Genomic DNA, 14,027 nt, shown 5'->3' with positions numbered 1-14,027 from the left:
TCGGACCCATGGTGACCACGGGACGACGGGTCGGCCGGCCGCGCGCGGAGCAGCGGCCGGACAGCGGGCTGTCCGCGTCCGAGGAGCTGCTGCGCGCGGCGGCCGAACTCTTCACCACGCACGGGTACGCGGCGACGACCACCCGGGCCGTCGCCGAGCGCGCCGGGCTGCGGCAGGCCACGATGTACCACTACTTCGGCGGCAAGGAGGATCTCCTCGCCGCACTGCTGGAGTCGACCGTACGGCCCTCGCTGGAGCTGGCCCGCGAGCTGCTGGCCGATCAGGAGCGCTCCGCGGAGGCCAGGTTGTGGGAGCTGTGCCGCTCGGACGTCGAACTTCTCTGCGGCGGGCCGCACAACCTCGGCGGGCTGTATCTGCTCCCCGAGGTCCGGGTGGACCGCTTCGACGGCTTCCACCGGGTACGGGCCGAGCTGAAGGACGCGTACGGCGCGCTGCTGGCCGCGACCGCGGCGGGCGCGGCGCTGGAGAAGGACGAGGCCGCGCTCCGTACGGATCTGGTCTTCGGGCTGATCGAGGGCGTGATCCTGGTCCACCGCTCCGATCCGGCGCGGCCGGTGGCGGCGTTCGCGGCGGCGACGGCGGATGCGGCGCTGCGGATCGTGGGGGCGGAGCGGGGCGAGGGCTGAGGCGCGGGCAGGGGCGCGGGCGGAGACGAGGGCTGAGGCGCGGGCAGGGGCGCGGTCGGGCGGGCGTAGGCGCGCGCGACTGTCTCCGGTTGCCCCGTACGCCTTACCGCGAGCGGTTGTTCTCGGCCGCCTTCTCCCGGAGCCGTGAGGCGGCCGTGATGCCGAGCCAGCTCGCCCAGCCGATCGGCTGAAGGGCCCAGTAACTCGCGATCCGGTACAGCAGGGTGAGCGCGATCGCCTGGTCGGCGCGGAGACCGTAGAGCACGAGAAGCGTGGTCAGACTGGCCTCGACGACACCCAGTCCGCCCGGGGTGAGCCGCAGCGCTCCCGTCAGCTGAGTGAGGCAGTAGGCGACGAGGATGCCCCGCCACGGAATCCCGATGCCCAGCGCCCAGGCGCAGGCGAGGAGGCAGGCCGCGTCGAGGACCCAGTTCGCCAGCGCGAGCGCGAACGGCGTCAGCCACGGGAGCCGGCCCCGCCGCCGGGCCCGCACGTCCCGGGCGAGCCGCGACAGGCCGTCCTCGATGTGCCACATCCGGCGGGAGCGGACCCCGAGGCGCCGCCAGAGCCGCCACGCCCGCCGCCGTACCGGCGCCAACCGGGACAGGGCGACGGCTCCGGCCGCGAGTACGAGGAGAACGGCCGTCGGCCAGAGCACGGCGGAACGCAGACCCGCGGGCCCCGCCGAACCGCCCGTCAGCACCCCGGCCACCAGCAGCGAGAAGAGGGCGAGAGCCGACAGCAGACCCGATACGGCGAGGGCCGACCCGGCGAGCACGCCCGGCACGCCCCGCCGCCGCAGCTGCCCGAACAGCCACCCGGCGGCGAAGGCCGCACCGCCTGGCAGCGCGCCTGCCACGGCGTTGGCCGCCAGGACCATGCCCCCGAACAGGCCGAAACGCAAGCGCGCCCCGCCCATGCGCAGCAACCGCCACTGCAGCGCCGCCAGGCAGGTCAGGGACGCCGCCTCGCAGACGGCGACAGGGCCGAGCCGGGCCGGCCGGACGGCGGAGAGCAGACGGAGGGCCGAGGCCAGTTCGTCGCGCCGGCTCACGGCGACGGCGACGGCCGCGGCGATCACCACGGCGGAGAGGATCCACCACGGCCGGCGGCGCGCGCGCACGGGGGACGGCGGCGGCCCGGACTCCCGGCCGCCGGTGCCGTCCGTACCGTCGCTGCCCGCCCCGTCCGCCTCGTCCGCCCCGGGTGCCTCCCGCGCCTCCTCCGCCACGGACGTCACCGTACGACGCGGATACCGCCCATCACAGGCAAGCCACGGGCCCGGGATGTCCGCGTGGCTACCGCCGTGTCCGCAGCACCCGCCACAGGGCCCCGAGCCCCACGGTGACCAGCAGGAAGAGCACGGTGAACCACTGGAAGTACCAGTGGCCGCCCGCCGGGTCGTACACCGCCGCCCGGGGCCAGGCCAGATTGACGGCCATCGCCAGGCCGTACACGCAGGCCAGCGCGTTGACGGGCAGGCCCCAGCGGCCCAGGGAGAACAGCGGCCGACCGGCCTCGTCCGTCTCCTCCTCGCCCGCCCGCGCCGAGTACGTGCCGCGCAGCCTGCCGATCAGCATCGGGCCCGTGACCATGGCGTACGCGAGGTAGAGCATCGCGATGCAGGTCGTACCGATGGCCAGGAACGCCTCCGGGGACGCGAGGTTGAGCAGGCAGAGCGCCGCCGCGACCACGCCGACCACCAGCGCGGGCCCGGTCGGCATCCCCGTACGCGGCGAGACCTTCGCCAGCGGGCGCGCGGCGGGCAGCACCCCGTCCCGCGCCATCGAGAACAGCATGCGCGAGCCGGACGTCTGGATGGCGAGCGTCGCCACGGCGATGGCCAGCGCCACATCGGCGAGCAGCAGCCGGCCGACGCCGTCGCCGAGCGTGCTGGTCAGCACGTACGAGAGCCCGTCGGTGCCGAGCCTGCCGTCGGTGAGGCTCGGCGCGGCGAGGATGCCGCCGAGCAGCAGCAGCCCGCCGAGCACCCCGGCCGCCGTGAGGGCGAGCAGGATCGTACGGGGCGCGGTGCGGCGGGGGGAGCGGGTCTCCTCGCTCAGCTCGCCCGCGCTGTCGAAGCCGATCAGGACGTACGCGGCGGTGAACGAGCCCACGAGCAGCGCGCCGATGGCGCCGCCCTGGCCTCCGGTGTGGAGGGTGACGCCAGGACCGCGTTCGGCGTGCGTGAACAGCAGCACGACGATCAGGACCGCGCCGATGATCTCGGCGGTCACCCCGACCCGGTTGATGAGGGACATCACCCGGTTGTCGACGAGGTTCACCGCCGTCGTCAGCGCCAGCAGGATGACGGCGAGCACCGCCGCGTTGGCCGCGCCGCTCACGGAGGTCGGCGCCGGATCGCCGCCGACCAGCTGGAATCCGCTCCAGATGGCGGGCAGGACGACCTGGAGCGCGAGGGCGGCGGCGGCCACCACGACCATCTGGCCGATCACCATGATCCAGCCGGCGAACCAGCCGAAGGCGGGCGTCGACAGCCGGGTCGACCACTGGTAGATCGCGCCGGACAGCGGGTAACGGGCGGCCAGTTCGGCGAAGCAGGCGGCGACGAGCAGCTGTCCGACGAGCACGGCCGGCCAGGTCCAGAAGAAGGCCGCGCCGCCGAACGAGAAGCCGAAGGCGAAGAACTGGAAGACCGTCGTGAGGACGGATATGAAGGAGAAGCCCGCGGCGAAGGACGCGTACCGCCCCATGCTGCGGTGCAGTTCCTGCCGGTAGCCGAATCCGGCCAGGGCGACGGAATCGCCCTGGCCGGTCCCGTCCCCGCCGGGTTCGGTCGGTCCGTGCCGTACGTCCGTGGGTGCGGTGGCGGTCATGACAGCCCCTGTCTCCGATTCCTGTCGATTGACAGAAATTAAGGAGAGGCTGTTTCACCGGCATCACACGCCCGTGTCCGGACGGGGCACATTTCCTCACCGCGTCACATTTTGGGCATCAGGACGGTGTCGATGATGTAGACGGTCGCGTTGGCGGTGGGGACATTGCCGCAGACGACCTTCGCGGTGTCGTTGACGGTGTACGACTCGCCCGAGCCCTTGGTGCTGAGGGCGCTCTTCTCCAGGGTCGGGAAGGTGCCGTCCTCCAGCGCCTTCGGGGTCAGCTTCTCGCCCACGACGTGGTAGGTGAGGATCTTCGTCAGGGTCGCCTTGTCGGCCAGGACCTTGTCCAGGTCGGCCTTCGGGATCTTGGCGAAGGCCTCGTTGGTCGGCGCGAAGACCGTGATGTTCTCGGCGTTGTTGAGGGTGTCCACCAGACCGGCCTTCTTCACCGCGGTCACCAGGGTGGAGAGGTCGGGGTTGTTGGACGCGGCGGTCGCGACCGGGTCCTTCGACATGCCGTCGAAGGAGCCCGCGCCGGTCTGCGGTACCGAGGCGCAGGCCGTACCGAACGGCTTGTCGCCCGTGCCGGCCGCGTCGTCCGCCGAGCCGGTGTCCGTGCCGGTGGTCTCCTCGGCGGCGGCGCTCGACGAGTCGCCGCTGCTCTTGGTGTCCTTGCTGTCGCCGCCGCAGGCCGTGAGAGCGAGCGGCAGGACGACGACACCGAGGGCGGCGAGGGCGGTGCGCTGGAAGCGGGTGGCGTTCATGGCGTATCTCCTTGGGAAGGTGTGCGCGGAGCGTTCCGCGCGCTTATGTGGTGCTTTGTGGAGCTCGCTCGGGCAAGGCCGAGCTCCCTCGGGCAAGGCGGTGCCGAGGCGAGGGGGCGGTGTGACGTGGTGTTACGGAGGCGGCGACCGATGGTCGCGGGTCGCGTGACCGGCGATCAGCTCACCGCGACCACGACCGAGTGCCAGCCGGTGGCGCCGTTGGGCACGGTGCCGACCCGCTTGTCGGTCTGGGTGTAGCCGTCCTGGTCGGTGGCCCGGACCTCCAGGGTGTGGTTGCCGCTGGTGGCGGGCCATTCCCAGACCCACTGGCGCCAGGTGTCCGTGGTGTCCTGGGCCGCCAGCCGCGCGGTGTGCCACGGTCCGCCGTCGACCCGTACCTCGACCCGGGCGATCCCGCGGTGCTGCGCCCATGCCACCCCCGCGACCGGGACGGTGCCGGCCCTGGGGGAGGCGAACGGGCGCGGGGTGTCGATCCGAGACTCCGTCTTGATGGGAGCCCGCTGGGACCAGCTCCGCTTCACCCAGTACGCGTCGTAGTCGGCGAACGTGGTGAGTTCGAGGTCCTGGAGCCACTTGCAGGCCGAGACATAGCCGTACAGCCCCGGGACCACCATCCGTACCGGGAAGCCGTGGTCGAAGGGGAGCGGCTCCCCGTTCATCCCCAGCGCCAGCAGCGCGTCGCGGCCGTCCATGACCGTCTCGACCGGTGAGCCGATGGTCATTCCGTCGACCGAGCGGGCCAGGAGCTGGTCGGCGGGACCGCCCTTCGAGGGCGGCCTGACGCCCGCCTCGCGCAGCAGATCGGCCAGCCGGACGCCGATCCAGCGGGCGTTGCCCACGTACGGACCGCCGACCTCGTTGGACACGCAGGTCAGGGTGATGTCCCGCTCGATCAGCTCCCGGCGGAGCAGATCGTCGAAACTCAGCGTCAGCGGCCGGGCGACGCCCTTGCCGTGGATCCTCAGCCGCCAGGAGGTGGCATCGATCCTGGGCACGACGAGCGCCGTGTCCACCCGGTAGAAGTCCTTGTTGGACGTCGTGAAGGAGGACAGCCCGCGGACCTTGAGGTCCGCGCCCGCCGGCACCGGACGGGCCGGTGAGGCGGGCGTGGGCAGTACGGTCTTCGCGCGGGACGCGACGGCGCCGGCCGCCCCCGACGCGTTGAGCCGCTGCCCCAGGACACCCGCTCCGGCCGACGCCGCCACCGCCGTCGTCGCGGCGATGACGAAGCCGCGCCGGTCGAAGCCGCTCCCGCCGCCCGCGTCCGGGACGGTGGCTCCGTCCGTACCCGTGGCCGCCCGGTACGGACGGAGCGGGCGGAGTGTGAGCCTGGTGACCAGGAGATAAAGCACCGCCCCGGCCACCAGGGCGCCCACCACCGAGGGCACGGCGTCGAGGAGACCGCCGTCCGGACGGCTCACCGCCGCCACCGCCCCGATCGCGCCGAAGACCAGCACCGCCGCCGAGCCCACCAGTCGGTGCCGCAGCGCGACCACTCCGACCGCCATGGCGAAGAGCGCCAGGAGGGCCAGGATGCCGAGCTGGAGCACCAGCTTGTCGTTGGTGCCGAAGTTCCGTACGGCGAAGTCCTTCAGGGCGGGCGGGGTCAGGTCGATGACCGCTCCGCCGACCGCCGTGACGGGACTCGCTTCGGGCCGTACGGCCGCCGACACCAGCTCCGCGACCGCCAGCGCCGTGAACCCCGCGATCAGGCCGCTGAGCGCGGCCAGAGCACCGCGCACCAGGCGCGCCGTGGGGCCGCGCTGACTCTCCTCGGTTACCGGCACTTTCGGATCTTCGCTCACACCGGCCATTCGGTGCGGGATGCCAGGCGGATTGGTCGGGAACCCGAACGAATGAAAAAAAGTACTGCGCCGGGAAAGTCGCAGAAAGATCGCACCGCACACCAATCCCTCGCCCCCGCCGGCCCGAATGAACACCGTGAAGGGGGTGACGCCCCCGGGACTGGACGCGAGGGAGCGGTCATGAGCGGCGAACGTCCGCGTACGGCAGTGGTGGGCGGGGGAGTGGCGGGTCTGACCGCCGCGTATGTGCTCGGGCGGGCGCACGGGGTGACGCTGTACGAGGCCGGTGAACGGCTCGGCGGTCACGCGCACACCCACGACGTGCCCTCGGCCGACGGCCGGGTGCACCACGTCGACTCCGGCTTCATCGTGCACAACGGCCGGACCTATCCGCATCTGCTGCGGCTCTTCGGGGAACTGGGCGTCGCCACCCAGGAGTCGGAGATGAGCATGTCCGTACGGTGCGACGGCTGCGGCCTCGAATACGCGGGCGCGCGCGGCCTCGGCGGTCTCTTCGCCCGGCCGCGCAACGCGCTCAGCCCCCGCTATCTGCGGCTGCTCACCGAGGTGCCGGTCTTCCACCGGCGGGCCCGCGCGCTACTGGCGGAGGCGGAGGCGGAGAGTGGGGACGGCGGGGAGGGCGGGGAGGCCGGGCGTGGCGGATCCGGGCCGACGCTGGGGGAGTTCCTCGCCGCGGGCGGCTTCTCCCCGTACTTCGTCTCGCACTTCATGGCACCGGTCGTCTCGGCGGTCTGGTCCTGCGACGCCGGGACGGCGATGCGCTACCCCGCCCGCTATCTCTTCCGCTTCATGGCCCATCACGGACTGCTCTCGGTCAAGGGATCGCCGGTCTGGCGGACCGTCACCGGCGGCTCGCGCGCTTACGTCGAGCGCGTGGCCAAGCATGTGGACGCCGTCCGTACCGCCACTCCCGTACGGTCCGTCCGGCGCCACTCCGGCGGGGTCGAGATCGGCACCGAGGACGGCGCCGTCGCGCACTACGACTCCGTGGTCATCGCCGTCCACCCCGACCAGGCGCTACGGCTGCTCGCCGACCCCACGGACGACGAGCGGCGCGTCCTCGGCGCGTTCCGCTACTCCCGCAACCCCACCCAGCTCCACACCGACACCGGCGTGCTGCCGCGCGCCCGGCGCGCCCGCGCCTCCTGGAACTTCGCCATGCCGTCGTGCGACGCCGGCTCCGGCGGAGTCCGCGTCAGCTACGACATGAACCGGCTCCAGCGCCTCGACGCCCCCGAGACCTATGTCGTCACCCTCAACGGCGCCGACCGCGTGGACCAGGACCGGGTCCTCGCCCGCATGGTCTACGAACACCCCGTCTACACCCCCGAGTCCGTCGCCGCCCAGCGGCTGCTGCCCACGCTCGCCGGACCCGTCACCGCCTACGCGGGGGCGTACCACGGCTGGGGATTCCACGAGGACGGCTGCCGCTCGGGCGTCGACGCGGCGGCGGCGCTGGGGGTGACGTGGTGACCGGCCCGGCGACCGGCACCGCGACCGGCCCGGCGCACCGCACGGCCACCGTTCCGGCGCTCTACACCTGCCTGATCGGCCACGTCAGGACCACGCCCACCCGCTACACCCTGCGCCACCGCACCTACATGTGGCTGATCGACCCCGACCGGCCGCCCCGGCTGCCCCCGCCGCTGCGCCCGCTCGCCCGCTTCGACGCCCGCGACCACTTCGGCGGTACGCGCCCGACCATCCGTGCCGGGCTCGACGCGTTCCTCGCCACCCACGGGATCGATCCGACGGGCGGCCGGGTCACGATGCTCGCGCACGCCCGGGTGTTCGGACATGTCTTCAACCCGCTGACGCTGTACTGGTGCCACGGACCCGACGGCACGCCGCTGTGCGTGGTCGCCGAGGTCCACAACACCTACGGCGAGCGGCACTGCTATCTGCTGCGGCCCGGCGGCGACGGCACCGGACCGACCACGGTGGACAAGGAGTTCTACGTCTCGCCGTTCTTCCCGGTCGACGGCGCGTACACCATGCGGCTGCCGGAACCGGGCGCGCGCCTCGATCTGACGGTCCGTCTTGACCGGCCGCGGGGCGGTCCGTTCACCGCGACCGTACGGGGCGAACGCCGCCCCGCCACCGCCCGGAACCTGCTGCGCACGGCCCTGCGCCACCCCTGGTCCACCGCCGTTGTCTCCGCCGGCATCCGACTGCACGGGATCCGGCTCTTCCTGCGCCGGCTGCCCGTGCGTCCCCGTCCCCACCACAGCCCCCAGGAGGGTGTGAAGTGAGCCTGTTCCCGCCGCTGTCCCCGGTGTCCGCCAACCCGTTGCCCGCCACCGCCACCGCCGCCACCACCACCTGCTCCGTCGTCGTCGACGCGACGCTCTGGCCCGACGTGGCCCGGCAGCCCGCCGCCTCCTGGCTCCGGACCGCCGTCGCCGAACGGGTCGTACGGCAGGCGCTGGGGCGGCTGCCCCTGCGCGTACGGCTCTGCCACGGCGACGAAGCCCGCGGCGCCGGTGAGGTCCTCGGGCGTGGCGGCCCGCTGCTCGAAGTGCGCGACCCGAAGGCGTTCTTCCGCCGGATCGGCACGGACGGGCTCATCGGCTTCGGTGAGTCCTACATGGCAGGCGAGTGGGAGGCCCGCGACCTCGTCGGCGTACTGACCGTGCTCGCCGAACGGGCCGCGACCCTGATCCCCGAGCCGCTCCAGCGGCTGCGCGCGCTCTGGGCGCCGAAGCAGCCCGCCGCGCAGCGCAACACCCCCGAGGGCTCGCGGGACAACATCAGCCGCCACTACGACCTCTCCAACGAGCTGTTCGCGCTCTTCCTCGACAAGACCCTCTCGTACTCCTCGGGTCTCTTCCGCGGTTTCCCCGCCGACCGGTCGCTGCTCGCCGCCGCCCAGCACCGCAAGATCGACCGGCTGCTTGACCTGGCGGACGTCGGCCCCGGCACCGAGCTGCTGGAGATCGGCACCGGCTGGGGAGAACTGGCCCTCCGCGCCGCGGCGCGCGGCGCCCGCGTCCGTACGGTCACCCTCTCCCACGAGCAGCGCGACCTGGCGCGCGAGCGGATCGCCGCGGCGGGCTTCGCGGACCGCGTCAGCGTCGAGCTGTGCGACTACCGGCGGGTGACGGGCGTCTTCGACGCCGTTGTCAGCGTCGAGATGATCGAGGCCGTCGGCGCCGAGTTCTGGCCCGAGTACTTCACCACGCTGGACCGGCTGCTGGCGCCCGGCGGCCGAGTCGCCCTCCAGGCGATCACCATGCCGCACGACCGGATGCTCGCCTCCCGCGACACCCACACCTGGATCCAGAAGTACGTCTTCCCCGGCGGATTCCTGCCGTCCGTCGAGGTGATCGAGCAGCTCACCGCGGAGCACACCACGCTGCGCGTCGCCGACCGCGACGGGTACGGACCTCACTACGCCGAGACACTGCGGCTGTGGCGCGAGTGCTTCACCGAGCGGGCCGACGAGGTCGGCGCGCTCGGCTTCGACGAGGTCTTCCGCCGCCTGTGGACCTTCTATCTGGCCTACTCGGAAGCGGGTTTCCGCTCCGGCTATCTCGACGTACAGCAACTGGTGCTCGCCCGGCCCGCGGCTGGGAAGGACGCCCGGTGAGCGGCTGTCCATGGGCGGCGTTCGGCCTGGGGGCCGGCGCTGCCGCCGCTGCCGCGTTCGCGGTCATGCTGACCACGTTCGCGATCGCGCTCGTCAAGGGGCTGCACCGGATCGTCGACATCGCCTGGGGCCTCGCCTTCGCCGCGGTCGCCCTCGTCTCGTACGCGGTCTCGGGCGGAGAGACGGGCGACGACGCGCGGCGGCTGCTGGTGACCGTACTGACCACGGTGTGGGGGCTGCGGCTGGCCGGCCACATCGCGCTGCGCGGGCGTGGACACGGCGAGGACGCGCGGTACGCGGCGATGCTGGCCAAGGCGCCCGGCAGTCCCGCCCGCTACGCCCTGCGCAAGGTCTATCTGCTCCAGGGCGCCCTGGTGGTGCTGGTCTCCCTGCCCGTCCAGGCGGCGATGTATCTGCCGGGCCCGCTCGGGCCCGTGGCGTACGCGGGCTGTGCGCTCTGGGCGGTCGGTCTCTTCTTCGAGGCGGTCGGGGACGGGCAGCTGGCCCGGTTCACGGCGGATCCCGCGAACCGGGGACGGGTGATGGACCGGGGGCTGTGGGCCTGGACCCGCCACCCCAACTACTTCGGTGACTTCTGCGTCTGGTGGGGGCTGTTCCTGATCGTCTGCGACGGCGGAGACCGGTCGGTGGCCGCCGCGACCGTCGTCGCACCCCTGGTGATGAGCTTCCTGCTGATCGGCGGGAGCGGGAAGCGGCTGCTGGAGCGGCACATGGCGGACCGGCCGGGCTTCGCCGCGTACACCGAGCGGACCAGCGGTTTCTTCCCGCTGCCGCCGAGGCGCACGCGCTGAGCAGGAAGTGGGGGAAGTCCCGTCCTCCCGGATGGGACTTCCCCTTTTCAGGCGGTCTTTTCAGGCTACGGGGAAGTCCATCAGGGCCAGCGGCTCGGAGGTCGGCTGCTCGGACCCGCCGGCCGGCTCCACCGTGATGCCCATGCCGGACGCGTTCTTGAGCGAGCCGTCCATCAATATCGAGGCGGACCCCGAGTCCGGGTCCAGCAGTCCGGCGGCGCGCATCGTGCCGCCGTCGTTGTACCAGAGCTCGTAGACCTTGCCGCGGGGCGGTTTCGGCATTCCGGTCGCGATGAACGCGGCCCTGTCCCGGCTCCGGGAGACCACGACGGTGCCGGTCGCGCCGTCCGTCAGCTTTCCGGCGACGGCCTTGGCGTCCGGTGCGGCCAGCACCTTGGCCAGCTCCACGGACCGCCGCTGCTCCGCCCGGACGTGCGCGCGCGCGTCACGCGCCTCCTGGTGCTGCCACACCGCGATGCCGCCGAAGCCGACGGCGCCGGCCAGGCAGGCGGCGAGCGCGAAGCGGGAGAGCGCGCGCCCGCGTGCCGCGCCGCCGCCGGTACGCGGCTGCGGCGCCACCTTCGGCGGGACCTGCCGTTCGGTGGCGATCCGGCGGAGCACCTGCTCCTTGAATTCGGGCGGTGGCGTCACGGCCACGGCGCGGCCGAGTCGCGCGGCCGTGGCGGCCAGCTCCCGTACCTCCTGGGCGCAGGCCTCGCACACGTCCAGATGGTGTTCGAACTCGGCACGCTCGCGCGGCGCCAGCGCGTGCAGCGCGTACGCACCGGTCAGCGTGTGCAGATCGGCGGTGGTCATCCGGTCACCCCCAAGCAGTCGCGCAGCCGGATCAGTCCGTCGCGCAGGCGTGTTTTGACCGTACCCAGCGGGACCGACAGCAGCTCCGCCACTTCCCGGTAGGCGAGTCCCTGGTAGTACGCCAGATTCACGGACTGGCGCTGGAGTTCGGTGAGGGTGCGCAGGCAGCGGCGCACCTGCTCGCGTTCGAGACTGGCCTCGACCTGCTCGGTGACCTCGTCGTAGGCCGGTGTACGGTCCAGCAGCGCGGCCCGGTGCTCCCGGTCGCTGGACGCCTGGGCCGAGCGGACCCGGTCCACAGCCCGCCGGTGGGCGAGTGTCAGCACCCATGTCATGGCGCTGCCGCGGCTGGGCTGGAAGCGGGTCGCGGTACGCCAGACCTCCAGGAGCACCTCCTGCGCGACCTCCTCCGACTGGGCCGGGTCGCGCAGGACGGAACGCACCAGGCCCAGGACGGGGCCGCAGACCTGGTCGTACACGCGGGAGAAGGCGTCCTGGTCGCCCCTGGCCACGTGGACCAGCAATTCCTGTAGGTCGGGTCCCGCCGAAGCGGGGCCGCCGATCTGTACGGCTTCTTTCACGCGGCTTCCTCCACGGTTCTGACATACGTCACCGGGGATTCGGAGCGGACGCTCCGGGGGATTGGTCACCGCGGTCTGCGGCCGGTCGGCCCGGCCCAGGTCTACTCCGCGCGGTTCTTCCGGTTCTTGATTCTGGTGCCCACGTACGCGCCGCCGCCACCGGCGGCCGACACGAGCACGGCCTGACTCGGCAAACCGCCTCCGAGCAGCAGGGCGACCGCCCCGCCCGCTGCCAGAACGCCGACGAGCATGGTCACATCGGACAGCTTCATGGTCAGCGGGTCTCCTGCTCCCGTTCGACCTGCTCGTTCCACTCGCGCTTGACGGCCCGCCACGACTCGTCGTTCTGGCCGAGCCGCCAGTAGCCCGAGATCGACAGCCGCTCGCGCGGCACCTCGCGTTCCAGGCGCAGATGGCGGCGGAGCTCCTTCACGAAACCGGCCTCGCCGTGGACGAACGCCTGGACGTCCCCGGCGGGGAAGTCCAGGGCGCGGACGGCGGCGACCAGCGCCTCGCCCACCGGGCGGTCCCCGCGGTGCAGCCAGGTGACGTCGGCGCCGTCCGGCGCGGCGATCTTCTGCTCCTCGTCGGGGCCCGAGATCTCCACGAAGGCGTGGACGACGGCGCCGGCCGGCATCCGCTCCAGCGAGGAGGCGATGGCCGGCAGCGCGCTCTCGTCACCGACGAGCAGATGCCAGTCGGCCGCCGGGTCCGGTACGTAGCCTCCGCCGGGGCCCAGGAGCCGCACCGTCTCGCCCACCTGGGCGCGCGCCGCCCAGGGGCCCGCCAGTCCCTCGTCACCGTGCACCACGAAGTCGATGGCCAGCTCCAGCGCGGCCGGGTCCCAGCCGCGCACCGTGTACGTGCGGTTGGCGGGCCACTGCTCGCGCGGGAACTCGGCGCGGATCCGGTCGATGTCGAACGGCTCCGGGTAGGTCACGCCCTCGGCGTTGAAGAGGACCTTCACGTAGGGGTCGCTGAACTCACCGGCGTCGACACTGGCCAGCCCGGCGCCGCCCAGGACGACGCGGACCATGTGCGGGGTGATCCACTCGGTGCGCAGGACCTGCCCCTCGTGGACGGTCGGTGACGTGCGGGCCGGCTGTTCCGCCATGGCGGTCTCCCTTGACTGGCATAGAGCTTAGGTATGCCTAAGTTAACACTCAGTGCTGGAGGACGGCGAGCAAACGACGGACGGCGCCGCCCAGCCCCCAGCGGGTGGCGAGCGCGTCGACCATGGCCGGGTCGCGCGGCGCGGCGGGCAGGACGGGATCGAACTCCGGCAGCGGTACGTCCGTGGCCACCCGGACCACCGTGGGGGCGACCGCCAGATACTCCCGGGCGCCGTCGAGCCGCCCCCGCAGCGCCGGGGTCAGCTTGGAGCGCGGATCGTCCACCGCCGCCATGATCCCGGCCAGATCGCCATGGGCGTCGAGCAGCTTGGCCGCGGTCTTCTCGCCGACGCCCGGCACGCCCGGCAGGCCGTCGCTCGGGTCGCCGCGGAGCAGGGCCAGATCGACGTAACCGGCGCCGTCGACCGCGTACTTCTCGCGCAGCACCGCCTCGTCCGTGATCTGGAGCGTGCCGACACCCTTGAGCGGGTACAGCACGCGCACCCCCCGGGCGTCGTCGATCAGCTGGTAGAGGTCGCGGTCGCCGGTGACGATGTCCACCGGGCCCTTCGCGCGCCCGGCGAGCGTGCCGATCACATCGTCCGCCTCGTACCCCGCGACGCCGATCCGGGCGATGCCCAGCGCGTCGAGCACGGCCTCGATGACCGGGACCTGCGGCGCCAGGGTGTCCGGGGTCTCCTCCTCGTCCGGCCCCTCCGCGTGCTCCAGCGCCACGCGATGGGCCTTGTACGAGGGGATCAGCTCCACCCGCCAGGCCGGGCGCCAGTCGGCGTCCATGCAGGCGACCAGCTCGTCGGGGCGGTGGTCCTGGACCAGTCGGGCGATGAAGTCGAGCAGACCGCGCACCGCGTTGACCGGGGTGCCGTCCGGGGCCCTGACGGAGTCGGGGACCCCGAAGTAGGCCCGGTAGTAGAGGGAAGCGCTGTCGAGGAGCATCAGGCGTGGCGTCACACCCCCGATGATGCCCCGTGCCACTGACAGCCGCCGACCGCCGCCAT

At 72.8% G+C, this 14,027-nt stretch carries 14 protein-coding genes; 5 read left to right on the top strand and 9 right to left on the bottom strand.

Going from position 1 to position 14,027, the window contains the following annotated elements; translation table 11 throughout:
- Positions 1-8 precede the first annotated feature (8 nt).
- A complete protein-coding gene (locus AB0389_RS05365; protein ID WP_366393970.1) occupies positions 9-647 on the top strand; it encodes a helix-turn-helix domain-containing protein in 639 nt (212 codons plus the stop codon).
- A gap of 103 nt (positions 648-750) precedes the next feature.
- On the opposite strand, the gene AB0389_RS05360 is transcribed toward AB0389_RS05365, so the two are convergent.
- The 4 genes from AB0389_RS05360 to AB0389_RS05345 all read right to left on the bottom strand — a co-directional run bounded on the left by AB0389_RS05360 (position 751) and on the right by AB0389_RS05345 (position 6,014).
- Positions 751-1,878: a lysylphosphatidylglycerol synthase transmembrane domain-containing protein gene (locus tag AB0389_RS05360; RefSeq protein WP_366393969.1), complete on the bottom strand. Its 1,128-nt coding sequence runs from the start codon at positions 1,876-1,878 to the stop codon at positions 751-753.
- 67 nt (positions 1,879-1,945) lie between these two features.
- Positions 1,946-3,484, bottom strand: coding sequence for an amino acid permease (locus AB0389_RS05355; RefSeq protein ID WP_366393968.1), 1,539 nt, complete (start codon positions 3,482-3,484; stop codon positions 1,946-1,948).
- A 104-nt stretch (positions 3,485-3,588) separates the two neighbouring features.
- Complete coding sequence (locus AB0389_RS05350) at positions 3,589-4,251, bottom strand: fasciclin domain-containing protein (RefSeq protein ID WP_366393967.1); 663 nt, start codon at positions 4,249-4,251, stop codon at positions 3,589-3,591.
- A gap of 176 nt (positions 4,252-4,427) precedes the next feature.
- The gene (locus AB0389_RS05345; protein ID WP_366394088.1) at positions 4,428-6,014 is read right to left on the bottom strand and encodes a sulfite oxidase; all 1,587 of its coding nucleotides are present in this window, start codon (positions 6,012-6,014) and stop codon (positions 4,428-4,430) included.
- Between the two features lie 243 nt (positions 6,015-6,257).
- On the opposite strand from AB0389_RS05345, the gene AB0389_RS05340 reads away from it, so the two are divergent.
- Genes AB0389_RS05340 through AB0389_RS05325 form a run of 4 tightly spaced genes read left to right on the top strand, consistent with a single transcriptional unit; the run spans position 6,258 to position 10,499 of the window.
- Complete coding sequence (locus AB0389_RS05340; protein ID WP_366393966.1) at positions 6,258-7,571, top strand: FAD-dependent oxidoreductase; 1,314 nt, start codon at positions 6,258-6,260, stop codon at positions 7,569-7,571.
- Entirely contained in the window at positions 7,568-8,350 is a 783-nt protein-coding gene (locus AB0389_RS05335) for a DUF1365 domain-containing protein (RefSeq protein ID WP_366393965.1), read from the top strand. The genes AB0389_RS05340 and AB0389_RS05335 overlap by 4 nt, the downstream gene beginning before the upstream one ends.
- 38 nt (positions 8,351-8,388) lie before the next feature.
- The gene (locus AB0389_RS05330; protein WP_366394087.1) at positions 8,389-9,687 is read left to right on the top strand and encodes a cyclopropane-fatty-acyl-phospholipid synthase family protein; all 1,299 of its coding nucleotides are present in this window, start codon (positions 8,389-8,391) and stop codon (positions 9,685-9,687) included.
- Complete coding sequence (locus AB0389_RS05325) at positions 9,684-10,499, top strand: DUF1295 domain-containing protein (RefSeq protein WP_366393964.1); 816 nt, start codon at positions 9,684-9,686, stop codon at positions 10,497-10,499. The genes AB0389_RS05330 and AB0389_RS05325 overlap by 4 nt, the downstream gene beginning before the upstream one ends.
- 60 nt (positions 10,500-10,559) lie before the next feature.
- Here AB0389_RS05325 and AB0389_RS05320 read toward each other — a convergent pair whose 3' ends face one another.
- The 5 genes from AB0389_RS05320 to AB0389_RS05300 all read right to left on the bottom strand — a co-directional run bounded on the left by AB0389_RS05320 (position 10,560) and on the right by AB0389_RS05300 (position 13,965).
- A complete protein-coding gene (locus AB0389_RS05320) occupies positions 10,560-11,315 on the bottom strand; it encodes an anti-sigma factor (protein WP_366393963.1) in 756 nt (251 codons plus the stop codon).
- Positions 11,312-11,896, bottom strand: a complete 585-nt coding sequence (locus AB0389_RS05315; protein ID WP_366393962.1) for a sigma-70 family RNA polymerase sigma factor — start codon at positions 11,894-11,896, stop codon at positions 11,312-11,314. The genes AB0389_RS05320 and AB0389_RS05315 overlap by 4 nt, the downstream gene beginning before the upstream one ends.
- A 101-nt stretch (positions 11,897-11,997) precedes the next feature.
- Positions 11,998-12,168, bottom strand: a complete 171-nt coding sequence (locus AB0389_RS05310; RefSeq protein WP_366393961.1) for a hypothetical protein — start codon at positions 12,166-12,168, stop codon at positions 11,998-12,000.
- A 2-nt stretch (positions 12,169-12,170) separates the two neighbouring features.
- The gene (locus AB0389_RS05305) at positions 12,171-13,010 is read right to left on the bottom strand and encodes a siderophore-interacting protein (RefSeq protein ID WP_366393960.1); all 840 of its coding nucleotides are present in this window, start codon (positions 13,008-13,010) and stop codon (positions 12,171-12,173) included.
- A gap of 49 nt (positions 13,011-13,059) precedes the next feature.
- A complete protein-coding gene (locus AB0389_RS05300) occupies positions 13,060-13,965 on the bottom strand; it encodes a 5'-3' exonuclease (protein WP_366394086.1) in 906 nt (301 codons plus the stop codon).
- Positions 13,966-14,027 lie beyond the last annotated feature (62 nt).

This window comes from Streptomyces sp. NPDC093109, from assembly GCF_040701725.1.
In the GTDB taxonomy this organism is placed as follows: Bacteria; Actinomycetota; Actinomycetes; order Streptomycetales; family Streptomycetaceae; genus Streptomyces.
The sequence above is the reverse complement of the archived record's forward strand: the minus strand, read 5'-3'. Positions and strand labels throughout refer to the sequence as shown.

What these genes read in the sequence shown, in the direction of transcription:
- AB0389_RS05350 (WP_366393967.1), bottom strand. Translation starts at nt 4,251, where the DNA reads ATGAACGCCACCCGCTTCCAGCGCACCGCCCTCGCCGCCCTCGGTGTC.
- AB0389_RS05365 (WP_366393970.1), top strand. Translation starts at nt 9, where the DNA reads ATGGTGACCACGGGACGACGGGTCGGCCGGCCGCGCGCGGAGCAGCGG.
- AB0389_RS05320 (WP_366393963.1), bottom strand. Translation starts at nt 11,315, where the DNA reads ATGACCACCGCCGATCTGCACACGCTGACCGGTGCGTACGCGCTGCAC.
- AB0389_RS05310 (WP_366393961.1), bottom strand. Translation starts at nt 12,168, where the DNA reads ATGAAGCTGTCCGATGTGACCATGCTCGTCGGCGTTCTGGCAGCGGGC.
- AB0389_RS05355 (WP_366393968.1), bottom strand. Translation starts at nt 3,484, where the DNA reads ATGACCGCCACCGCACCCACGGACGTACGGCACGGACCGACCGAACCC.
- AB0389_RS05305 (WP_366393960.1), bottom strand. Translation starts at nt 13,010, where the DNA reads ATGGCGGAACAGCCGGCCCGCACGTCACCGACCGTCCACGAGGGGCAG.
- AB0389_RS05300 (WP_366394086.1), bottom strand. Translation starts at nt 13,965, where the DNA reads ATGCTCCTCGACAGCGCTTCCCTCTACTACCGGGCCTACTTCGGGGTC.
- AB0389_RS05340 (WP_366393966.1), top strand. Translation starts at nt 6,258, where the DNA reads ATGAGCGGCGAACGTCCGCGTACGGCAGTGGTGGGCGGGGGAGTGGCG.